Below are 22,842 nucleotides of genomic sequence, written 5' to 3'. Positions count from 1 at the left end.
CTCTGCTCAAAACAAAACACTCCGGCGGGGTGTGAGACGGAGAGAACAATGAAAAACGCGATCTTGACGACCGTTATTACAATCAACCTGGCACTCGCGGCCGGATCGGCTTATGCAGCAAATCTGAGCAGTCTGGCAAGGGGCGTCTCAAGTGCGCCGTCCTTTGCATTCATCAAGAACGGCCAACCAACACTTGCACCGTTTGCCCATGTTAAGTTCTGCATGGAAAACCCCGACGAATGCCGCGCCAGTGATGGATCGACCACGGTTTCCTGGACCGCAGCGATGCAGCGCAAGATCAGGGAGATCAACGACTCGATCAATCGGACGATCATTGGGATCAATGACACCTCAGCTGACGACTACGCCGACGACTGGAAGGTCAATGTCAAGCAGGGCGACTGCGAGGATTTTGCATTGAGCAAACGCGACCAGCTGATCGCGTCGGGCATTCCAGCTCGCGCCCTGCGCATTGCAGTCACAAGAACCCCTTCCGGCGAGGGCCATGCGGTCCTAGTCGTCAAGACAACGCGCGGTGATCTGGTGCTGGATAACCGCACGAACCGCATCAAAAACTGGCGCAAAACGGACCTGCAATGGGTCAAGATCCAATCCGGCGACAATCCGCGCATGTGGTATGACATCTAGGGCAATGCTGGCGAGGCCGTAGTTTCCTCGCCAGCATTTGTCTGACGTCTTAGTGAGATCGACGACGTCGCGCCAAGAAGTGCCGCCAAGTAGGTCGCAACGCCCGGTATTTGCAGCGAAAAGTCCACAAAAGCGTGCAGAACGACGAGCAGCAGACTTGCCAGCCCAAGCGATGCATAGGAGCGCATACGCCGTCTTGTCTTCAGCCCAATAAGATGGGCGATGATCAATGCAGCTAGGACGACGACCAAGACGATAAAGAATATCGCCCCAAGCCCACCCCACCCTTCCAGGTAAGAATTATGGGCGCGATCCCATACCAAGCTTAGACCGCAATTGGGATCGCGGTATGGGGGAAAAGCATATCGAAACGCCCCAAAACCATATCCTAGGATCGGCTGGGTTTTGACGAGTTCAAGGATGCCCGGCAATACACAGAAACGTCCATCGTCGTCACCTTTGACTTCGGCTCGCATAAGGACACGCCCGCCAAACACAACGACGGCGAATGCCATCACCGCGATCGTAAGTACCAGACGCATGAAAATCGGCCACTGCCGTGATTTCTGGATCTGTGAGAAGCTTGTCAGCCTCGTTGCCGGTTTCTCCGCCATAAGCATGAACGATAGAAACGCAACAGCAATAAAGCTACTAGCAATTGCGCCGCGCGATTTCGTTAAAAACAGGGCGATAGCCGTCAAGCCAAGCAGCATGATCACTGCAAGAAGCCGGCGCAACGCCTTTTTTTTCGACGGACGATTGCCCTTCGAATAAAGAATGACTTCGGCAAAACGCATCTCTCGCTGTATTGACCATCCGTAGCGAAGTAACACTAAACAGACGAGCCCGAGGAATGTTCCTGCCGAGTTTCGATTGATAAAGGTGGCCGTCAGGCTGTCGATATAGGCGGTCTTCGTCAAAAAGAGATTTGTTTGTGGAAACAATAGGAATTGAAGCAAGCCGTAAATCGCAATCGCCGCGCCGCCCATTGTAATAAAGGTGATCAACCGGCGGCTCTCGTCGTCACTTCTCAGGATCGTCAATGCGGAAAGAAACGTAAGGACTGGCAGCCCCAGATACATCAGTGTGTAAATCGCATCAGCCGGTTCGATGGAGACGCTTCCGCCATAACCAATGGCGAGCATTCCGAGGTCGTGCCACACAGGATTGGAAAACACGGCTGGTAAAACCGTCGAGGCTTGCAAAAATACCCAGGCGATCATGGCTGCCAACGCCGAAAGAATAGTGTTGAACAACCAGCGTCCCCGCACCGGTGCAGCATAGACAAGTGTGCCCGCGCATGCGGTAAAGCACGCGAACAATGTTGCCAATGTCAACGGCACAGGCCAAACCGCGCCAAAAGGAACAATCGCGAACACGAGCGTCGCGAGTATCAGGCCGAAAAACGCCCGACTGACCATTTTTGGGACTTGTTGTTTTTCCGAATGCTTTTTTGAAGGATTTTGCATATTCGAGATCGGCCCGCTGCCTACATTGCAATCGACGTTTTCTCTACACGCAGTCTAGCGCATTCGAAAGACGGCAGCTTCGTGGCAAGCTCGAATAGTACGAAGTTCTGTTTTCCATCCTAACGCCGCGCCCGAATCGCCAGGGCCTTTTATATTAGTAAATCGGCCCACACGTCTTCAAATGTAAATCCATTATGCTTAATTCAAATGGAGCAGCACTAAATTGTTGCTGCAGTGCAACAGTAGACAAAAAGGATTATGCCTAATAAGAAATTGCTCGCTTTTTAAAGGTTACATCGTATTCAGGTCATTAGGGGACAACGGGTTGGGTTTTCGGAATGAGTAGAGACTTAGTGAAGCTGCGTAGCTCGGCACTTTTGACGGTTGCGCTTTTGTCAGGCTGCACGTCGTTGCCGCGTTCTGGTCCGGATGATATGGCTGTTGATCGCGGTGCGGCAGTTAAGGTTACGACAAAAGATCGCAAGGTCGGTATCGACTACGCCGTGATCGATCTCAGCAAAGGCATGTTGAGCCACTTTGATAAGGCCGCACCGACCTCTATCCGGGACAGCTTTGGCGGTGGCCGCGGTGGAGCTCCCGACATTCCGCTTGGCATCGGTGATGTTGTACAGGTGTCGATCTTCGAAGCCCAGGCTGGCGGTCTCTTTATTCCGACCGAAGTCGCAGGCAGCCGCCCCGGAAACTTTATCACGCTCCCGCCGCAAACGATCGACCGCGGTGGAACATTGACGGTTCCCTATGCAGGTCGCGTTCAAGCAGCCGGCCGCGCAAAGGAAGTTGTCGAGCAGGATATCGAGGACCAGTTGGCAAATCGCGCGATCGAGCCGCAAGTCGTTATCACTATGGTAACGAGCCACTCGAGCGAGGTCGCTGTGACCGGTGACGTAAACAGCGCCGGAAAGATTGAAGTCACGGCGTCTGGCGACCGCGTCCTCGATGTCATCGCCGAAGCCGGCGGCATTAGCTCGCCGAGCAAGGAAACGACCGTGACGCTGCAACGTCGCGGCATGATCGGGACAATCTCCTACGACAAACTCCAAAATACGCCGGCGGAAAATATCTATGTCGCGCCCGGAGACATAATTCTGGTCAACCGCGAGCGACGCACCTATACCGCTTTTGGCGCCTCGGGCCTGAACGGCCGGTTCGATTTCGAAGACACGAATCTATCTCTTGCTGATGCGCTCGGCAAGGCGGGCGGCCTTCTCGACAGCCGCGCAGATCCCGGCCAAGTTCTTCTATACAGAACAGTGGATCGGCGCACGCTGGAGCAACTCGGCGTCAACACGACTCGCTTCGCAGGGAACAGTGTGCCTGTGATCTTCCGCGCCAATATGCGCGACCCGGCGACGTTCTTTGCAGCTCAGAAATTTGCGATGCAGGACAAGGATATTCTGTATGTCACAAACTCCGATTCGGTCGAACTGCTGAAATTCCTGAACATCGTCAGCTCTGTCTCTGCGACGGTATCGGGCACGGCAGTCGATGTGACAGATACACGCTCGGCGGTTCAATCGCTTGGCCATTATTAACCAGCCTAGAAGAAATGTGCGCGAAGTCTAGTTTCGACCCACGCCCCTTCTACCTTACTACTTGTAACTTAAGCATCGTTAATATAACCACTAATTTTATATTAATGATGCTCCACAGAGAAAGTTCTAGGATGAGCTCAAGAATGAAGTATCGTGTAGGTATTGCTTTGATGGCGTTGATGACTGCTGGTTTTAGCGTTGACGCGCTTGCACAAGAGGTTGCGAACGCATGCTTTACTGGGCCAGCGCGACTTTCTGACGCCGATATTAGCTCGTTCCTCAGTAACCCGGGCGGATTGCTCAGCGAATTTCCAGCCGCAGGACTTCCGATGACGAGCCGGGTTCGCTCACTTGCTGGTTCCAGTGCGTCGACACTTGATCCGATTATGGCGCTGCTGCCACAGGCCAGCAGCCCGCAAAAAAGCGCAATTGGAGCTGGATTAGCTCGAGTTGCCAAGGCGTGCGCGGCCTCGAGCCCCGCTTACGCACAGTTGATCCAGGAAAAGATTGCGGCCGCCAACTCACCTGAGTTGACGACGGCATTCCTGCAGACCACCAATGAAGTCCAGACGGCCGCACTTGCGGGTGGCGCTGGTGGCGGCGGTGGCGGTGGCGCTTCCGGTCTTGCCGGCGGCGGTAGCGTTGGCGGTAGCACAGGTGGCGTCGGCGGAGATTCGTCGGTTGCTTCCGGAACGACCACTTTTAGCGTTGGCAGCGGTGGAAGCTTTACGGCTGCAGCTCGATCCGTAAGCCCATAAGATTTCATAGGAATTTAAAGGGGCCGCAGTGAAATGCGGCCTTATTCTATTCCAGACTTTGAGGATCTGCATTTGTTATCCCCGGATAAGGTCGTATCGTCTCGCCAGTCATGGGATGACGAAAGTAATACGGAAGATCTGGTCGATTTCGAGAAGCTGCTGGCAATTGCCAGGCGCCAATGGTCGATCGTTGTGGTTGCGGTATTTGCGGCCGTCATCGTCGGCATTGCGTATGTTGTGACTGCGGTTCCGCTCTATACCGCGACCGCAAGCCTTCTGATTGACCGCGGCAACAATGGCCTTGTCAACAAGCTCACGATGGATGGCCTGACAACAGACGACGAGGCATCGACGCTCAGTCAGGTTGAAGTGCTGAAGTCGGACACTATCGCCATTGCGGTTGTCGATAACCTCAAACTTGCCGACAATCCGCTATTCATGGCTGAGAGTACTTCGGTCGTCTCGACGGTTCGCGGGATTTTGTCCAGTGTGCTGAACGTGACAAAGTGGTTTGTCAGCAACGACGTTGACTCCACCCTGAAGGAAAGGCAGCGCCGCGCTGCACTTGAACAGGTGCTGGACAATATGGAAATCTCTCGCGTGGGGCGTTCCTATGTTCTCAGCGTTAGTTACACCTCCCCCTCACCTGCACTTTCGGCGCAAATTGCCAACGCGATCGCTGAGGCCTATATCGTTGATAAGCTCAATTCGAAGTACGACGCGACTCGACGCGCGAGCGACTGGCTGCAGGCACGTATCGATGAGCTCAAGCAGAAAGCTCTCGAAACCGATCTTGCCGTGCAGAAGTTCCGCGCCGAAAACGGGCTTCTTAATATCGGCATCAATGGTCAGCTGATAACAGACCAGCAGCTATCGGAACTGAACAGCGCTTTGATCGTGGCGCAAGCTGAAACCGCAAAGGCACGGGCAAAATACGACCGCATTCAGCAGATCGTTCAAAACGGTCAGTCCGATGCAATCGTAATTGATGTCCTCGACAGCTCCATTTCCAATCAGCTTCGCCAGAAGTACCTTGCCGCGTCGAAGCTGGAAGCGGAAATTTCAAGCCGCCTCGGACAGAACCATGTGCGTGCCGTGCAGCTTCGTAGCGAAATGTCTGAATATCGCCGCCTCATGTTTGAGGAACTCAATCGGATCGCAGAGAGTTACAAGAGCGAGTATGACGTCGCGCAATCGCGCGAAAAAGAGCTTGTCGCCAACGTTAATCAGGCCAAAAATGAGAGCGCGACAGCAGGTGAGACCGGTGTCCAGTTGCGCGAGCTCGAGCGTTCTGCGGAGACTTATAAGAACCTCTATCAAACCTTTCTGCAGCGCTACCAGGAAGCGATCCAGCAGCAGTCCTTCCCGATTACGGAAGCACGGGTCATCACCCGTTCGAAAACACCTGATAAGCCAAGCTATCCGCGCAAGCCGCTCGTCGTCGCATTGTTTGCGATATTCGGCGGTGCGGCCGGCGCCGGGATCGGAGCGTTTCGAGAGTTTCGCGACCGGTTTTTCCGGACAGGAGAACAGGTTCGAGACGAGCTTCAGAAAGAATTCCTCGGACTCGCACCGCTGATCAAGTCGTCTGACGTTAAGGAGATCAACACCAATCCTGAGGCCCATCCACGGGCACTGCGGCGCATCAACAGCATCTCTCAATATGTTGTGGAACACCCGCTGTCGGCTTTCGCTGAAACCCTGCGCAGCGCAAAGATAGCAATTGATCTCGATGGAAAGGAGAACGGTGCCAAGGTTATCGGAATTGTCTCGACTCTTCCCGGCGAAGGAAAGTCCACGATTTCCATGAACTTTGCGGAGCTTCTGGCAATGCAAGGCGCCCGCACATTGCTCATCGATTGCGATCTTCGCAATCCCGGCGCGACACGCGCCTTGGCGCGTCACGCCGATGTCGGCCTACTGGAAGCACTGACCGATGGCCGATTAATGAAAGACCTGCTCCTATTTAACGACAAGACCAAGCTTGCCTTCCTTCCAGCGGTAGTTAAGCGTCGAATCCCGCATTCTTCCGAACTTCTTTCGTCGCGGGCTATGGACAGCCTTCTCGAAGCAGCCCGTTCAAGCTTCGACTATGTCGTGCTCGATTTGCCGCCGATTGCGCCGGTAGTTGACGCTCGCGCTGTCGCACCGCTGGTCGATGATTTCATCCATGTTATTGAATGGGGTAAGACGTCGCGAAAGGTAGTTCGCTCGACCTTGCTCACAGATGCCGAAATTAGTGCTAAATGCGCTGGCGTTATTCTGAATAAGGTCGACAATGACAAGATGAAGCTTTATCGCGCTTATGGTTCGAGCGAATATTACCATTCGCGGTATATAAGCTATTATCGTGAAGATTGATTTCAGTTTCATCGGAAACCGTTTGGCGCCAGCGAATATTCTTTTCGCTGGCGTTTCTCTGCTAATGGCAGGAATAGCTGCCACAGAACTGTCTTCGACTGCGAAGTTCTCCGATCTCACTTATCTGAGCAGTACGCTAAGCGCCGGAGATGCACATAATAAAGAGATGTTGAGGCGGATGATTCCGCTCGCCAAGCAGATCGTGGACGACAAGATCTGTCGCTCGGATCTCGTCGAGGCAGGCCTCTACTTTATACTGCTGAACCTCGACATTCAGAACTCCTTTACTGATTTCGACGGTTGGGCAGCAGCGATGGGTGGCGCAGAAACTTATATTCGCCATGGACTGACGTGCAATCCGACGAACGGCTACCTGTGGGGCCGTCTGGCAATGGTGCGTCAGGCTTCAGGCGAAAACAGCGAAGAGCTTTCGCAACTTCTGACGCAATCGGCACTCTTCAATCCAACCGAGATCAACGCCCTTCGCGTCCGGTTTTTTGTCTGGCGGCGAGCCAATGCTCGCACCCTGGCGTTAGCGTCGGATGCCGTGAGCCGTGATGTGCGCGTGGTGCTAAGCTATGCCGATATTCCGGTAGTAAAGGAAGTGTTTGCCGGCGGAAGTGCAGATCTCAAGCCCTACGTCTCTTCGGCCATGACCCTCGTGTCAAGGGACCGGCTCGATCTATTTGCGAAGAGGAAGTTCGATCCGACTGCATTTTGATGCAGATCTCAGAACCCCTTCGATTGCGTCATTTCCGAAACGATCGTTCCGATGATGATGCGAATATCGAAAGCCACTGAGAAGTTGTTGACGTAGTGAAGATCGGCCGCGATGCGGGCCCTGGCTCTCGCCGGCCGGTCAGTAGGACCGCGAAGGCCGCGCATTTGTGCGAGGCCAGTCAATCCGGGCCGCATAATGTGCCGCTGGTGATAGTCCGGGACAAGCTCTTCATAGAGCATGCCGCCAGCCTGCATGCCGATCGCATGGCATCGCGGACCAACCAGAGACATGTCGCCTTTCAAAACGTTCCAAAGCTGCGGCAGCTCATCGAGATTCGTTCTGCGAATAAACGCTCCGACGCGCGTGATGCGGCTATCGTTCTTCACAGTCTGCAGGACGCCAGTCGGGTCGCAATTCTCGGCGCGCATCGAACGAAATTTATAAATCCGGATCTTCTTCTCGTCTTTTCCCCAACGAATCTGACTGAAAAGCGGTGAACCGGGACTCTCGCAGCGGATAATGACTGCGATCAAGACGAGAACTGGTAACAACACCAATAAAGCGACTGCCGAAACCAATATATCCATTAGACGCTTTATTCGGATCTGTAACGGCTTGTTGCTCGATGAACTGCCGAGCGCATCCGAATAATACATGCCTCTGACGTTTGGAAGATCTGCCAGCGGTGAAATATTACGCAATTCCCAAACTTCTTCCGTTCTCGACATATGACACATGACCTAAATACTTATGGGGTTCATTATGGCGAAGCATTACCGCCATTCGTTCTTCCTGTCATTCGTAATTTTAACAATTGGTTAACTGTGACGCTGTTCTTTTTTGGGTGTGTCGTCTTCACATCATTTTGTCCAATCAGCGTGCATTCAATGCAACTATTTCTTATATTGCCTCAGAGGTCGCAGCCCCTTGGAGGCAGGTAGCCATGAGACATTATTTGTTTGCCGCCGCACTGCTCTTGCTATTCTCAGAGCCATCAAATGCTCAATACCGAAACCTCGAAGTTGGGCCGAACGGTACCGGCGGCTTGATGGGCACCTACGGCGAGCAGAATTTCGATATCGATACGCAAAATGGGCAGGTACAGGGCCACATCGGAGGCACGCGTCCAAATTTGCGTCAGGAACGCCCTTCCAGAACGCGAGGCAATGTTGGAGCCACACAAAGGCGGTGCTACGTGGATGGAAATGGAGTTAGTTTTTGTCGCTAGACATGGCCTATCGCTTGGCACCGGCTAATCTTCGATCCGCCTCGCGTCCGATCCCTTTCATCCCGCCGGGCAAGGGCGAACCGTCATGGCGCGTGTGTTGATAGCCAATGGATGGAACCTCGCCAACCGCCTGACTCAAGAGCGGGTGACGGCTATTTGGATACCGCAGAACTCGCCAGAATCGAACTCGATTGGAAAAGCGGCTTCATCCGATCAGATGGTGATCGAAACAAGGGCCGGCGTGGTCGTTCGGCACGGCATGCAAAGGTGCCGTCCTCAGCGTCCAAATCTTATGGTTTTTGGAAACGGCAGCCCGTGGTGATCGCAAATTGTCTCTGGCCGCCAGTCGATTAAAATGAGGAACGTGCTCCGTCCTTGGTCACCATGTAGAATTTTTTTCCATCGGTCAGGACCTTGACACAGTCGGTTCCACCTGACGGGAAACGGACACATACCGAACCATCCGAGAACTTATAGCCGTTCCTACTTCCGGATTTATAGGAATAACCGTTGCTCAGTTCGGTCAGATCCGCATTCCGGCTGACATATTTTTCGATCTCCGCCTGACGTGCACGCCTGAGTTCCGACGCCCCTGCTTCTGCAGTCGCGGCGAATGTGGCGAGGGCGATCGCAAAAATTGCGGCGTGACATCCCAAAGCTTGCATCGACCAGTCTTTTCCTCGCACGGTTCCAACCGTTTCATTTCTAATGAAAGAGCGGCGAAACTCAAGTGGCGGCGCGCTTGTGGGTCATTCTTTGCGTGCCATGTAGGCGGGAAGCCGAAGGTTGGCGAGAAAGTCTATGCGATTTCGAGGTAGGGCGATAAACGCAGTCAGATGCACTCTCGGTGTTTCGGCGATACTTGCAGGTTTTAGCAAAAGCGTTCTCGCGCCTGTACCGCTGTCTACCTCACGCCGTCGGCAATCTGGCAATCGCGATCGGCTCACCATTCTCAGTCGTGCCGTCAAACGCCATCTCGTCCGCAAGCTGCCTGATCCGGTTGAAATCCTCAGATCCCTCGAAGAGGGCGCCGCCGAGCTTCAGCTTGAGGTCGAGGGGCGCCTCCTCGGTTTCGAAGGCCGCCTGCGAGACGCGCCTTTGGATGCGAGCGCCGATGTCTTGAGCATTTTCCGGGCTGGCGCCGGGGAGGAAAATGCCGAGTTCGTTTGAGGCGAGCCGGGCGACGAGGTCACCGCTCCTGACCGAGCTTTTGATGATATCGGCGAGTGACAGCATCACCGTATCGGCCCATTGCGGGCCATAGCGGCGACTGATCGCGTCAAGCGTCTCGACGACGACGGCGATCCTGATGCCGCCGGCATCGGTTGCGATCTTCCGGCGGCGGTCGGCGTAGTTTTGCATCGCAGCCGCAAAGGCGGTTGCGGTGAGCGCTTTCGTCACCGGGTCGTGCCGGGCCGTCTGGTCAATGTTGGCGCGAAGCGCCGCAAGTTCTGCATTTCGGAGTTGCAGAGCAAGGAACAGCGGCAATGCAACAACAAGCGAAACGACGATGATGCTGATAAATCCGGCTAAAAATGGTTTATCCGGGAGGAGAATGTTTAAGACAAGTAAAAGGCCAACGGATCCTGCCAGGCAGCAGGACGCGCCGATCGCAGCAAGCAGCAAGGCAGGTTTTATTGTGGCGGGGGCGTAACGATTGACAAAATTCATGGCGGTCAAATACTCGCTAGGGAAGAGCCCAAAGCTAGCCCACAGCACAACAAGTCCCGGTAAAAAAATCCCGTAAAATTGTTGCTTTAGACACGGAACCTCATCGGCTCTCTCCGCCGTGAGCTGCCGCGTGCAGTTGGTACGAAGGTAGCTTAATGCGACTTGTCTAGGCAACATATTGCGCATAACGCAAACCGCTTAGCCATTCTGATCGTGGACGAGAGCAAAATTCGGAGATCTTGACACCAATCGCGCTTATGCACGAGTCTCTTGACCCTTATTCGGACCGTAGGGAAGCGAGCATGGCCGAGGCATGGGCCAGCGTTGACTGCCGCGCGTTCACCTCCAACGATACCTCAAACAGATCGCGTTTCGTCATCGAAAGAAAAGCGTGCAGCACGGCATCGGAGTTGCTGGGCGAGCAAGACCAGCTGCCATACGCAACGGAACTGGGCGACACCGTTTGCCGAGTTTCGCGCAGGGCTGCGATTCACTGGCTGGACACGCAGTCGCAGCAGCGGGCGGAATAGGGCAAATGGCGCCAGCGGCCCTTGTCGCGACTGGCAGGTTCCATGGTGGAAAGGCGTCCGGAAAATAGCTGCGCTGGCCATAAAGTCCGTTTACCAACATGCAGTTCGCCCCACGGAAAGCTTTCTTAATTGTATTCAGCGGATTGCTGCAGCTCCCCCGTGCGTTCGCTTTGCAATGCTGCTAACGTGAAGGGATGATGACATCCCGTTTTATGCGACCGCTCGCCTGGCTGCTGCTTGCCGCCATCATTTTCGTCACCATTTCGCCGATCGGCCTCAGGCCGCATACGATGACCAGCGTCAACGCCGACCGCGCGCTTGCCTATGCCGTCACCGGCTTCGTTTTCGCGCTCGGCTATCCGAAACAGTGGAAGCTCGTCGCACTGCTGCTGATCTTCGGCGCACTCGCCATCGAGTTCCTGCAATACCTGTCGCCGACGCGTCATGCACGCCTGCACGACGCCGTCATCAAGGCAGCCTGCGCCATGATCGGCATCCTTGCGGGGCACGCCGTCTACCGGCGCACGCGCCAGAGAATAAAGACCGGCCTCGCTCCCGAGCCTCAATTTCATATGGATTGAACTTGAACTCATCCACGTCGTAAGCTGAATCAAAGGAAAGGGTTTCATGGCGGTATCTGGCAGCCCCACGAGATGAAAACCGACACTCTCCAGATATCCCCGAGCTGATAGCGGAGAGCTAAAAGGTCGCCGGCCTTGAGCGCTTCGGCTCCTTGGCGTCTCAGTTCTCTCCTTCTCCCTTTACGGCAACCGCTCCCGCGCCGATCAACCGTTCGACAAGGTGGGGGGCAGCTTCTACGAATTAGGTTCGAGCCGATCCCAGCACACGGCGAATGACTCTCCATATGATCATTCGGCTCGGCCTGAGAATAGTCCTCGTCGACGCTGATCCCGTGGCGAATCACGGATCACCTGCGATGCCGCATCGGACAAAGCCGCCAGGTTTCGATGCTTGCTCAGAAAAACAGAGAACGTGCCGGGGCGTTGCGATCCACTTGCCTCGGCTTGCGTCATGGTCCCTGGTCAGGCGAATCTGTGCCAGGCCAGACCTTCGCATGACAATTGTCGGATCGCCGGCGTACTTCGCGATGAATCCTAAACCGACGATGCCACAGACCTCGCCAGCCATCGCTGCATAGAGCTAGCCAAGCTTAGCGACGGCGGGCTCAGCCAAAGCCGCAAGACCGGCTAGACGCTTCGCCGATTTCTTGCCCGCTGTTATTGCAACTCGATTGCCATCATGGCTCTTCGACTCTGTAGCGGGTCCGGACGGCACCCCTGGTTTTACGCGTCGCGCTCTTTCCGTTCTCCGGCTGTTGCAAATACCGCGCTGGCATCGCTAACAATTTCCACATGGGAATATGCGGCCTGCCCCGCAGCCGCGGCATCCGCTCGCATGATCGCGGTCACGATCCGGCCGTGCTCCTCATAGGATTTCGCCAGACGTCCGGGCAGACGGAACTGCGCCCGCCGAAAAGGTGCGAGCCGGGCCCGCGTCTGGGTCACCATTTCGAAGACATGATCGTTATGCGCGCCGCGATAAAGCCGGGTGTGGAATTCGGTGTTGTGAGCCGAATATTCTTCTTGTGCGCCGGCATGCACCAGCCTCATCGATCCTCGATGCATCAACTCAAGCGCGCGCCGCTCATCGACCGTCATACGCTCGGCCGAAAGCCTGGCGCAGATCGCTTCGAGTTCCGCCATCGCCTCGAACATCGAATGTAGATAAGTCTCGGTGACCTTGGTAACGACGGCACTGCGGTTTGGCTCGCGCACGACCAATCCCATGGCACCCAGCTCGCGCAAAGCCTCTCGCACCGGCGTGCGCGAAACGTCGAAACGAAGGGCGAGCGAGACCTCGTCCAACTTCGCGCCCGGCAGGATTTCACCTGTGACGATCATGTCGGAAATCGCCCGGACCATCTGCTCGACAGTCGTTCCGGTGCGGATCACCTCTTTGCGTATAGCCTGCTTCACCATGCGAATCTACTTACTTGAACACTCTGCATACAGATGCCGTGCGGGACATCATAAGTCAAATTGCGCAGCGAACATATTGTTAAATATTCACTTTCTGGGCAGAAAGCCCGCATGTACCACGGCACGTGGCGCCAACGCGGAGTCACAATGAACAATAAATACGTCGTGATTATTTCTTATGCAAACATGCGATCAATCTGTATGCACTTTACATAGTGCAGTTCTTTGCATCAATAAGAACGTATAAAATTCAGTGACTTAGTTTCTGGCATGCACATTGCATGCACTTTTCTGTACTCGTTCGCAACCGGCCCAGCGCCGCAAGGAGCATCGCGATGACCAAACTCCTTTCCATGAACCGCCGCAATTTCCTCCAGGCTTCCGGTGCCGGTGTGCTCGCCGGTACCATGCCGGGCCTGATGAACTCCTCCGCCGCAGCCCAAACCGCTCTTACCGTCGGTTTCATCTATGTCGGCCCCAAGGACGACTACGGCTACAACCAAGCCCATGCGGAAGGCGCCGCCGTCATCAAGGCAGTGCCGGGCGTGACGCTGGTCGAAGAAGAGAATGTTCCGGAGACCGTCGACGTCCAGAAGACGATGGAATCCATGACTAACCTGGACGGCGCGACCCTGCTCTTCCCGACCTCCTTCGGCTACTTCGATCCCCACATGCTGGCCATGGCGGCTAAATATCCCGACATCCAGTTCCGCCACTGTGGCGGGCTGTGGCAGGAAGGCAAACACCCGGCCAACACCGGCTCCTATTTCGGCTATATCTTCCAGGGCCAGTATCTGAACGGCATCGCCGCCGGCCATGCGACAAAAAGCAAAAAGATCGGCTTCATCGCCGCAAAGCCGATCCCGCAGGTTCTGCAGAATATTAACGCCTTCCTGCTTGGGGCGCGCACAGTCGATCCGACCATCACCTGCCAGGTGATCTTCACCGGTGAATGGTCGCTCGCCGTCAAGGAAGCCGAAGCCACCAACGCGCTGGTCGACCAGGGCGCCGATGTCATCACCTGCCACGTCGACAGCCCGAAGGTCGTCGTGGAGACCGGCTCCGGCCGAGGCGCCTTCATCTGCGGTTATCACGCCAATCAAAGCCCGCTCGCCCCCGAAAAATATCTCACCGGCGCTGAATGGGCCTGGGGCAATGTCTACAGCGACTTCGTCAAAAAGGCGCAGGCCGGCGAAAAGCTCGGCAACTTCGTGCGCGGCGGCCTGAAGGACGGCTTCGTGAAGATGAGCGCGCTCGGCCCCGGCGTGTCCGAGGCAGGCCGCAAGGCCTTCGAAGCCACGCAGGCTGACATGATGAAGGGTGGCTTCTCGGTCTTCAAGGGACCGTTGAAGGACAACAAGGGCGATACCGTCGTGGCTGCCGACAAGAGCTACGCCGAAGACGCGATCGAGCTCGAAAGCATGAATTACCTGGTCGAGGGCGTCGTCGGGTCCACAGCGTAAACCGCGAAGGGAGAAGCGCCATGACCATCGAGGCCAATGATCCCGCAATATCCATCGCCTCCGAAAAACCGGCTTCGCTGCGCCCCGTCCTCGAATGGATCGCGCGGCGAGCCGAGCCGATCGTCATCGGCCTTGCGGCCATCCTGATCGGTCTTGCGCTCTTCTCCCTCTTCATCCTGGTGGTCGGCAAGTCGCCGGCCACCCTCTTCCAACTGATGTATACCGGCGGCTTCGGCAGCTGGTTTTCGGTGCAGAACAGCCTCAGCCGCGCCGCACCCCTTCTCCTGACGGCGCTCTGCGTCGCCCTGCCCGCCCGCCTCGGCCTCGTCATCATCGGCGGGGAAGGAGCGGTCGTGCTGGGCGGCGTTGCTGCCGCGGCCATGGCTCTGCCGCTCGCCGGCGCCGCGCCTGTTTTCCTCAGCCTCATTCTGATGGCGATCGCTGCCATGGTGGTTGGCGGTATCTGGATCGGCCTTGCCGGTTTCCTGCGCCACTACCGCGGCGTCAACGAGACTATCTCGTCGCTCTTGCTCTCCTATATCGCTATCGCCCTGATGAACCAGTTCGTCGAAGGGCTGCTGCGCGATCCTGCAAGCCTCAACAAGCCGTCGACCAAGCCGCTGCCGGCGGAATACATGCTCGGCAATATTCCCGGCATGGATGTGCACTGGGGTCTGGTCGTCGGCATCCTCGCCTGCATCGTCTCCTGGATCGTGATCGAGGCGACCAGCTACGGATTTGCGGCCCGCATCGCCGGCGGCAACGTGCGCGCCGCGCAGATCCAGGGCTTGGCGGTCGGCAAGCTGATCGTCGGATTTACCGCGCTTGCCGGCGGTTTCGCCGGTCTGGCGGGCATGATCGAAGTGGCGGCGGTACAGGGAAGTGCCAACGCCTCGCTGGCGGCCGGCTACGGCTATACCGGCATCCTCGTCGCCTTCCTCGCCCGCCACAACCCCCTGGCGATCATCCCCGTCGCCATCCTGCTCGGCGGCATTGATGCTTCGGGTGGCCTCATCCAGCGGCGCCTGGGTCTGCCGGATGCGACGGTTCTGGTGCTGCAGGGGACGCTCTTCATCGTCATTCTCTTCTGCGAGACCTTCTACGGACGGTTCAAGGCCTTCAATCCCGATCTTTGGAAGAGGAGCCGGTGATGGAGGAAACAGCGATCGGCATCTGGGGCGTTCCACTGGCGATCTTCGCCGGCGCCATCCGTGTCTCGACCCCGTTCATCTTCGTCAGCCTCGGCGAGACGATTACCGAACGCTCCGGGCGTATCAACCTGGGACTCGAAGGGACCCTCGTCTTCGGCGCCATGACGGCCTATGCGGTGGCGGTGATCACCGGTTCGCCGACCCTCGGCGTACTCGCCGCCATGGTCGCAGGCGCGATCTTCGGTCTGATCCATGGCTGGATCTGCAAGTTCCCCAAGGTCAACGACATCGCCATCGGCATCGCCATGATGCAGTTCGGGCTCGGGCTCGCCTTCTTCCTCGGCAAGTCCTTCATACAGCCGGTGGCGCCGAAACTGCCCTCGATTCCGCTCGGCGGCTGGGCAACCTCTCCGCAGATCCAGGCTGCACTCAACATCAATGTGCTGTTCTTCCTCGGCGCAGCGCTGGCACTCTTCCTCTTCTGGGGGTTCAAGAACACCCGCATCGGCCTGATCCTGCGCGTCGTCGGCGATAGCACAGACGCGGCCCGGGCCATGGGCATCCACCCGGACCGGGTTCGCTTGCTGGCGACGGCAGCGGGCGGCTCACTGGCGGCGATCGGCGGCGCCTATCTCTCGCTCTACTATCCCGGCTCGTGGAACGAAGGCATCTCGTCGGGCCAGGGCCTGATGGCGGTCGCACTGGTCATTTTTGCGCGCTGGAACCCGATTGGCTGCTTCCTGGCCGCGCTTCTTTTCGGCGGTGCCGGCGCGCTCGGCCCGGCGCTGCAATCGGTCGGCGTCACACAAGGCTACTACCTCTTCTACGCCGCGCCTTACGTGCTCACCCTCATCATCCTGATCGCCACGTCCTCGCCCACCCGCTCGCTCGCCGGTGCGCCGGGTGCGCTGTCGCTCACGAAATAACGGAGCGTTCCGATGAACGGACTTGGCGGTCTCAACAAATCCGAACACGGCGTCGGCATCGGCCTCGTGCAACTTCAGTTGCCGGTGACGGTCACCAAGGCCGATCTTGCGCGCCAGACACAAGTGATCGTCGATCTGGTCGCCAAGGCGCGGCGCAACCAGCCTGGCATGGATCTGGTCGTCTTTCCCGAATACGCCCTGCACGGCCTCTCCATGGACATCAATCCGGAGATTATGTGCACGCTCGACGGGCCGGAGGTCGCGGCTTTCAAGCAGGCCTGCAGGGACAACGCAATCTGGGGGTGCTTCTCGATCATGGAGCTCAATCCGGGTGGCATGCCCTACAATTCCGGCATCGTCATCGACGACGAGGGCGAGCTGAAGCTCTATTACCGCAAGATGCATCCCTGGGTACCGGTTGAGCCTTGGGAGCCCGGTAATTTCGGCATTCCCGTCATCGATGGCCCGAAAGGTGCCAAGCTCGCGCTCATCATCTGCCATGACGGCATGTTCCCGGAGATGGCGCGCGAATGCGCCTACAAGGGCGCCGAAATCATGATCCGCACGGCCGGCTATACGGCGCCCATCCGCGAAGCCTGGCGTTTTACCAACCAGGCCAACGCCTTCTGCAACCTGATGGTCACCGCGAATGTCTGCATGTGCGGCTCGGACGGCACGTTCGATTCCATGGGCGAAGGCATGATCTGCAATTTCGACGGCACGATCATCGCCCATGGAACCTCCAGCCGGCCCAACGAGATCATCACCGCCGAGGTGCGTCCTGACCTGGTGCGGGAGGCCCGGCTCGGCTGGGGCGTGGAGAACAACATCTACCAGTTCGGCCATCGCGGCTATGTCGCCGTCGCCGGCGGCGCGCAGGATGCGCCCTACACCTATATGCACGACCTCGTCGCCGGGAAATACCGCCTGCCGTGGGAAGACGAAATTAAGGTCAAGGACGGCACGTCCTGCGGATTTGACAAGCCGATGCGCCGGTACGGCGAACCCTTCAAACCTGCCGCCGAATAGGAGAGAGATTGATGGACGCGATGGCCGAAACCAAAGGGCATTTTATCGACGCCGATCCGTATCCGTGGCCCTATAACGGCGCTCTGAGGCCGGACAATACCGCCCTCATCATCATCGACATGCAGACGGACTTCTGCGGCAAGGGCGGCTATGTCGACCACATGGGCTACGACCTGTCGCTGGTGCAGGCGCCGATCGAACCCATCAAACACGTGCTTGCCGCCATGCGGGCCAAGGGCTACCACATCATCCACACCCGCGAGGGCCATCGTCCCGACCTCGCCGATCTGCCGGCCAACAAACGTTGGCGCTCACAGCGGATCGGCGCCGGCATCGGTGATCCCGGCCCCTGCGGCCGCATTCTGACGCGTGGCGAACCCGGCTGGGACATCATCCCCGAACTCTATCCGATCGAAGGCGAGACGATCATCGACAAGCCCGGCAAGGGCTCGTTCTGCGCCACCGACCTCGAACTCATCCTCAATCAGAAGCGCATCGAGAACATTATCCTCACCGGAATCACCACCGATGTCTGCGTCTCGACGACGATGCGCGAGGCGAACGATCGCGGCTACGAATGCCTGCTTCTGGAGGACTGCTGCGGTGCGACCGACTACGGAAACCACCTCGCCGCCATCAAGATGGTGAAGATGCAAGGTGGCGTCTTCGGCTCCGTCTCCAATTCCGAAACGTTTGTGAGCCAGCTGCCATGAGCACCGTTCGCGACACGCCCCTCCCCAAGGCCGGCAAAGCGGTCGGCATCGATACGCTCGGCATGACCATGCGCTTCGGCTCGTTCACCGCGCTCGACAACGTCTCGATCGCCGTTCCGGCCGGCTCATTTCACGCGCTTCTCGGCGAAAACGGCGCCGGCAAGTCGACGCTCGTCAAATGCATCATGGGCTTCTATCACGCGACATCCGGCTCGCTGTCGGTCGACGGCCACGAGGTGGTAATCGCCTCACCCAGGGATGCCGCGACCTATGGGCTTGGCATGGTCTACCAGCATTTCACACTGGTTCCCTCTCTGACCGGCGCTGAAAACCTGGTCATCAGCCGTACCGAAGTACCCACGGTGATCAACTGGGCCAGGGAACGCAAGGATCTGGCGGCCTTCATGGAGCGCATGCCGTTCAAAATTCCGCTCGACAGGCCGGTGAGCGAGCTTGCCGCCGGCGAAAAACAGAAGCTCGAAATCGTCAAGCAACTCTATCTCGGCCGCTCCTTCCTCGTGCTCGACGAGCCGACCTCCGTGCTGACCCCCGCCGAAGCCGATGAGATGCTCGGCATCGTGCGCGGCATGACCGAACGCGGCGAGCTCACGGTGCTGATGATTTCCCACAAATTCCACGAGGTGACGAAATTCGCCGACGCTTGCTCGATCCTGCGTCGCGGCAAGCTGGTCGGCACCGGCAAGGTAGGCGAGCTCTCCACCGCCGAGATGGCGGCGATGATGATCGGCGACGTCAAGCTCGCCGAGCTCGACAGCCGTCTGCCGGTGGCGGAAGCGGCAAGACCCGTGCTGACTGTAAGCCAGGTGAAAGCCCCGGACCGGTCCGGCCTGAAGACGATCGAGATTGACGAGCTTATGGTCCGCTCCGGCGAGATTGTCGGCATTGCAGGCATTTCCGGCAACGGCCAGAAGGAGCTGACAGAAATTCTCGCTGGCCAGCGCCCGACCGATACCGGCCAGGTCATGGTCAATGGCGAGGCTTACGGCGCCACCCGCGAGGAGACCCGCAAGAACAAGGTGCGTTTCATCCCCGAAGAGCCGTTGCAGAACGCGTGCGCGCCCAAAATGACCGTCAGCGAGAACCTTGCCTTCCGCACCTTCGACTTGAAGCCGGACGGCAAGGACGCGATCTGGCTGAACAGGAGCAGCATGAAGAAGCGTGCGTCGGCGCTGATCTCAGATTTCAAGGTCAAGACGGCCTCTTCCTCCTCGCCGATCGCAGCGCTTTCGGGCGGCAACGTGCAGCGTGCCGTGCTGGCCCGCGAACTGACTGGCGATGTCGATCTGCTGATCGTCTCGAATCCCTGTTTCGGCCTTGATTTCTCGGCCGTCGCCGAAATCCGCGCCCGCATCATGAAGGCTCGCAATGCCGGAGCCGCGATCCTTCTTCTTTCGGAGGATCTCGACGAGCTCCTCGAGATGTCGGACCGCATCATGGTGATCTCGGAGGGCAAGCTCGTCTACGAGACGCCGGCGCGTACGGCCGATATCGGCGTCATCGGCGCGCATATGGCAGGGCATCACTGATGGTCGCAATCAAGGCAGAACCCTTTCCCTTTGCCGTGAAGCCCGGCGCGCTGGCGCTGATCGTCATCGACATGCAGCGCGATTTCGCCGAGCCCGGCGGCTTCGGTGCAAGCCTCGGCAACGACGTTAGCCGCATCACCAGGATCGTGCCTGATGTCAAGCGCCTCATCCAGGGCTTCCGCGCTGCCGGCCTGCCGGTCATCCATACGATGGAGTGCCACCGGCCGGACCTCTCCGACCTGCCGCCGGCCAAACGCGACCGAGGCAGTCCTTCGCTTAAGATCGGTGACGAAGGCCCGATGGGCCGCATTCTGATCTCGGGCGAACCCGGCACGGCAATTCTTCCGGAAGTGGCACCCATCGACGGGGAAGTGGTGATTGAAAAGCCCGGCAAGGGCGCCTTCTATGCCACCGAGCTCGGCGACCTGCTGAAGGAAGGCGGCATCAAGCAGCTCGTGTTTGCTGGCGTCACGACGGAAGTCTGCGTCCAGACGACCATGCGCGAGGCAAACGACCGTGGCTATGAATGTCTGCTCGCCGAGGAGGCGACGGAGAGCTATTTTCCCGAATTCAAGGCCGCGGCAATGGCGATGATCCGCGCGCAGGGCGCGATCGTCGGTTGGACTGCCCATGTCGACGACATTCTGGAAAGCATCACCCATGCCTGAAACGACCCGCGAACTGCTCACATCGGGTGGGTGGAAGGATCTGGAATTCGTCCGCTTCCGCGATGAAGTCACCATTCACTGGATTAGACCTTTCCAAGGCGACCAGCCGGGCGTGGCTCTCCTGAAATACGAGGCAGGCGCCTCTGTACCGCGCCACCGGCATGAGGGGCTTGAAACCATCCTGGTGCTCGACGGGGTACAATCCGACGAGACCGGCGATTACGGCCGCGGCAGCTATATCGTCAACGCGCCGGACACCGAACACTCCGTCTGGAGCGAGACTGGCTGCGTCGTGCTGATCCAATGGGATCGGCCCGTAAGAATACTGGAAGAGGAAAGGGTATGAACGCGACGACACCGGCCTTCGATATCACCTCGCTGCACGCGTTCTACGGGGATGGCGGCAGTGTCGCCGACGTTGTCGAAGCGGTCTTTGCCCGCATCATCGAAGTTAGCGATCCCGGCATCTTCATTCACCTGGCCGAAAAGGATACCGTTTTGGCCGAGGCGGCGAAACTCGGAGCGTTCGATCCGGCAAAACCGCTTTTCGGCATTCCTTTCGCCGTGAAGGATAATATCGACGTTGCCGGCATGCCGACCACCGCCGCCTGCCCGGACTACGCCTACCTGCCGGAAAAGGACGCGACCGTCGTCCGCCTGCTGAAAGAGGCCGGCGCTCTGGTGATCGGCAAGACCAATCTCGACCAGTTCGCGACCGGCCTCGTCGGCGTCCGCTCGCCCTACCCGATCCCGCGGAACGCTATCGATCCCAAACTGGTGCCTGGCGGTTCATCCTCCGGTTCGGCAGTGGCGACCGCCCAAGGCATCGTCAGCTTTGCGCTCGGCACGGATACGGCCGGTTCGGGTCGTATCCCCGCCGGGCTCAACAATATCGTCGGCCTAAAACCAAGTGTCGGCGCGTTTTCCACGACCGGCGTCATTCCCGCCTGCCGGACGCTGGACTGCGTTTCGGTCTTCGCGCTCACGGTCGATGATGCCTGGAAGGTGTTTTCCGTCGCCGCAAAATATGACGAGAGGGATCCCTATTCGAAATCCGTTCCCGCACCCGGATTGGGCTCGGCCCCGCCGGTGGTCACGATAGGAGTGCCGTCTAGAGCCGATCTCGAGTTCTTCGGCGACACCGTGATGGAGGCTGCCTATTTCGATGCGCTATCCATGCTCGAAGAACTCGGCCACAATCTGGTCGAAGTGCCGTTCGGCAATTTCTATAAGGTCGCCAATCTGCTCTACGAAGGCGCTTGGGTGGCCGAACGCTACGCAGCGATCAAGCCCTTTTTCGACGATATGGAGCAGAGCCTTTATCCGGTGACGCGCCAGATTTACACTGCCGCCAAGTCGCTGTCGGCCGCCGACGCCTTTAACGGCTTTTATGCGCTGCAAGGCTTGAAGAAAGAGGTCGCGCCGCTCATCGCTTCCGTCGATCTGTTCTGCGTGCCGACCGCCCCAACCCATTATACTGTGGGCGATCTGGAGGCGGAGCCGCTCCGGGAGAACGCGCGCCTCGGCACCTATACGAACTTCGTCAACCTGCTCGACATGTGCGGCATCGCCGTGCCGACAGGCACACGCTCTGATGGCCTGCCGGCGAGCGTGACGCTGCTTGCCGCGTCAGGCCGGGACGGGCTGACAGCAACGCTTGCCCGCGATCTCCATCAGGCAAGCGGCCTGACGCTCGGTGCGACGGGCTGGTCGCAGCCCCTCACTCCTTCCATTTCGGCGCCCGCGGATGAGGACCTGATCGATATCGTCGTCGTCGGCGCACATCTTTCCGGCATGCCCTTGAACCATCAGCTGATTGATCTCGGCGGAAAATTCTCTCGCGCCGCACACACCTCTGGCGCCTACAGGCTATACGCGCTTCCCGGAACCGTGCCGCCCAAACCGGGCATGGTCGGCGTCGGCGAAGGAGAAGGCAGCGAAATCGAAGTGGAAGTCTGGAAGCTTTCACCTGCGGCTTTCGGGCGGTTCGTGGCGGCTATCCCTGCTCCCTTGAGCATCGGTACGGTCATGCTTTCGGACGGCACTTCGGCAAAGGGTTTTCTCGCCGAACCGCTCGCGCTTAAGGGAGCCTCGGACATAACGAACCATGGCGGCTGGCGAGCCTATCTCAGAAAGCTTTCGCCACCTCAGGGCATCAGCAACGCCGGTTAAGTAGCCGACCAAGCAAGAACATGCTGCTCCGCGTTGTTCCTGCCATACTCTCTGAGCAGATGTCCAAGGCGACCCAGCGAGCTGACGGGTCGACAGTCAGATAGCCTTGAAAAAAGTATTCCGGGAAGCAGGTCAAAGGCGTGTTGTTCTCTTCCACCTGAGCGACGACATTAATCGCATACTCGGTCGTGGCTTCGATCTGGTCTCGGAACTCAGGCATTTGGGCCGCAGCAA

The 22,842-nt window shown here is 57.9% G+C and carries 21 protein-coding genes; 16 read left to right on the top strand and 5 right to left on the bottom strand.

All coding sequences use genetic code 11. From position 1 onward, the window contains the following. Positions 1-48: 48 nt before the first annotated feature. Positions 49-648: a transglutaminase-like cysteine peptidase gene (locus tag ISN39_RS22370; protein WP_194730489.1), complete on the top strand. Its 600-nt coding sequence runs from the start codon at positions 49-51 to the stop codon at positions 646-648. Here ISN39_RS22370 and ISN39_RS22365 read toward each other — a convergent pair. Further along, positions 645-2,117, bottom strand: a complete 1,473-nt coding sequence (locus tag ISN39_RS22365) for an O-antigen ligase family protein (protein ID WP_194730488.1) — start codon at positions 2,115-2,117, stop codon at positions 645-647. The genes ISN39_RS22370 and ISN39_RS22365 overlap by 4 nt on opposite strands. Before the next feature lie 338 nt (positions 2,118-2,455). Between ISN39_RS22365 and ISN39_RS22360 the strand changes: the two genes are divergently transcribed. From ISN39_RS22360 to ISN39_RS22345, 4 genes are all read left to right on the top strand, one after another. Then, on the top strand, positions 2,456-3,670 hold the full coding sequence (locus ISN39_RS22360) for a polysaccharide biosynthesis/export family protein (RefSeq protein WP_194730487.1): 1,215 nt from the start codon (positions 2,456-2,458) through the stop codon (positions 3,668-3,670). Between the two features lie 143 nt (positions 3,671-3,813). Next, complete coding sequence (locus ISN39_RS22355) at positions 3,814-4,428, top strand: hypothetical protein (protein ID WP_194730486.1); 615 nt, start codon at positions 3,814-3,816, stop codon at positions 4,426-4,428. Positions 4,429-4,461: 33 nt separating this feature from the next. Next, entirely contained in the window at positions 4,462-6,789 is a 2,328-nt protein-coding gene (locus tag ISN39_RS22350) for a polysaccharide biosynthesis tyrosine autokinase (RefSeq protein WP_194730485.1), read from the top strand. Next, positions 6,779-7,510, top strand: coding sequence for a hypothetical protein (locus ISN39_RS22345; protein WP_194730484.1), 732 nt, complete (start codon positions 6,779-6,781; stop codon positions 7,508-7,510). Before ISN39_RS22350 ends, ISN39_RS22345 begins: the two co-directional genes overlap by 11 nt. An 8-nt stretch (positions 7,511-7,518) precedes the next feature. Here ISN39_RS22345 and ISN39_RS22340 read toward each other — a convergent pair whose 3' ends face one another. From ISN39_RS22340 to ISN39_RS22330, 3 genes are all read right to left on the bottom strand, one after another. Continuing rightward, positions 7,519-8,166 (bottom strand): sugar transferase, encoded by a 648-nt coding sequence (locus tag ISN39_RS22340; RefSeq protein ID WP_246763495.1) that lies wholly within the window; start codon positions 8,164-8,166, stop codon positions 7,519-7,521. A 922-nt stretch (positions 8,167-9,088) separates the two neighbouring features. Then, complete coding sequence (locus ISN39_RS22335; RefSeq protein ID WP_194730483.1) at positions 9,089-9,403, bottom strand: hypothetical protein; 315 nt, start codon at positions 9,401-9,403, stop codon at positions 9,089-9,091. A gap of 244 nt (positions 9,404-9,647) precedes the next feature. Next, positions 9,648-10,409, bottom strand: coding sequence for a diguanylate cyclase (locus ISN39_RS22330; protein WP_194730482.1), 762 nt, complete (start codon positions 10,407-10,409; stop codon positions 9,648-9,650). A 302-nt stretch (positions 10,410-10,711) separates the two neighbouring features. Between ISN39_RS22330 and ISN39_RS22325 the strand changes: the two genes are divergently transcribed. Next, positions 10,712-10,939: a hypothetical protein gene (locus ISN39_RS22325; protein ID WP_194730481.1), complete on the top strand. Its 228-nt coding sequence runs from the start codon at positions 10,712-10,714 to the stop codon at positions 10,937-10,939. 194 nt (positions 10,940-11,133) lie between these two features. Continuing rightward, on the top strand, positions 11,134-11,520 hold the full coding sequence (locus ISN39_RS22320; RefSeq protein WP_246763385.1) for a VanZ family protein: 387 nt from the start codon (positions 11,134-11,136) through the stop codon (positions 11,518-11,520). A 723-nt stretch (positions 11,521-12,243) separates the two neighbouring features. On the opposite strand, the gene ISN39_RS22315 is transcribed toward ISN39_RS22320, so the two are convergent. Beyond that, the gene (locus tag ISN39_RS22315; protein ID WP_194731876.1) at positions 12,244-12,936 is read right to left on the bottom strand and encodes a GntR family transcriptional regulator; all 693 of its coding nucleotides are present in this window, start codon (positions 12,934-12,936) and stop codon (positions 12,244-12,246) included. A 338-nt stretch (positions 12,937-13,274) separates the two neighbouring features. On the opposite strand from ISN39_RS22315, the gene ISN39_RS22310 reads away from it, so the two are divergent. Genes ISN39_RS22310 through atzF form a run of 9 tightly spaced genes read left to right on the top strand, consistent with a single transcriptional unit; the run spans position 13,275 to position 22,608 of the window. Then, positions 13,275-14,402: a BMP family ABC transporter substrate-binding protein gene (locus ISN39_RS22310; protein WP_194730480.1), complete on the top strand. Its 1,128-nt coding sequence runs from the start codon at positions 13,275-13,277 to the stop codon at positions 14,400-14,402. A 20-nt stretch (positions 14,403-14,422) separates the two neighbouring features. Next, a complete protein-coding gene (locus ISN39_RS22305) occupies positions 14,423-15,553 on the top strand; it encodes an ABC transporter permease (protein ID WP_194730479.1) in 1,131 nt (376 codons plus the stop codon). Then, complete coding sequence (locus tag ISN39_RS22300) at positions 15,553-16,479, top strand: ABC transporter permease (RefSeq protein WP_194730478.1); 927 nt, start codon at positions 15,553-15,555, stop codon at positions 16,477-16,479. Before ISN39_RS22305 ends, ISN39_RS22300 begins: the two co-directional genes overlap by 1 nt. Before the next feature lie 12 nt (positions 16,480-16,491). Then, positions 16,492-17,508 carry a formamidase gene (locus ISN39_RS22295; RefSeq protein ID WP_194730477.1) on the top strand — a complete coding sequence of 339 codons (1,017 nt, stop codon included), beginning with the start codon at positions 16,492-16,494 and terminating at the stop codon, positions 17,506-17,508. An 11-nt stretch (positions 17,509-17,519) separates the two neighbouring features. After that, the gene (locus ISN39_RS22290) at positions 17,520-18,221 is read left to right on the top strand and encodes an isochorismatase family cysteine hydrolase (RefSeq protein WP_194730476.1); all 702 of its coding nucleotides are present in this window, start codon (positions 17,520-17,522) and stop codon (positions 18,219-18,221) included. Then, positions 18,218-19,768 carry an ABC transporter ATP-binding protein gene (locus tag ISN39_RS22285; RefSeq protein ID WP_194730475.1) on the top strand — a complete coding sequence of 517 codons (1,551 nt, stop codon included), beginning with the start codon at positions 18,218-18,220 and terminating at the stop codon, positions 19,766-19,768. Before ISN39_RS22290 ends, ISN39_RS22285 begins: the two co-directional genes overlap by 4 nt. Further along, the gene (locus ISN39_RS22280) at positions 19,768-20,436 is read left to right on the top strand and encodes an isochorismatase family cysteine hydrolase (RefSeq protein ID WP_194730474.1); all 669 of its coding nucleotides are present in this window, start codon (positions 19,768-19,770) and stop codon (positions 20,434-20,436) included. The genes ISN39_RS22285 and ISN39_RS22280 overlap by 1 nt, the downstream gene beginning before the upstream one ends. Further along, positions 20,429-20,782 (top strand): cupin domain-containing protein, encoded by a 354-nt coding sequence (locus ISN39_RS22275; RefSeq protein ID WP_194730473.1) that lies wholly within the window; start codon positions 20,429-20,431, stop codon positions 20,780-20,782. Before ISN39_RS22280 ends, ISN39_RS22275 begins: the two co-directional genes overlap by 8 nt. Next, entirely contained in the window at positions 20,779-22,608 is a 1,830-nt protein-coding gene (atzF, locus tag ISN39_RS22270; protein WP_194730472.1) for an allophanate hydrolase, read from the top strand. The genes ISN39_RS22275 and atzF overlap by 4 nt, the downstream gene beginning before the upstream one ends. Positions 22,609-22,842: the final 234 nt, after the last annotated feature.

It is taken from the genome of Rhizobium sp. 007 (assembly GCF_015353075.1).
GTDB lineage: Bacteria > Pseudomonadota > Alphaproteobacteria > Rhizobiales > Rhizobiaceae > Rhizobium.
The sequence above is the reverse complement of the archived record's forward strand: the minus strand, read 5'-3'. Positions and strand labels throughout refer to the sequence as shown.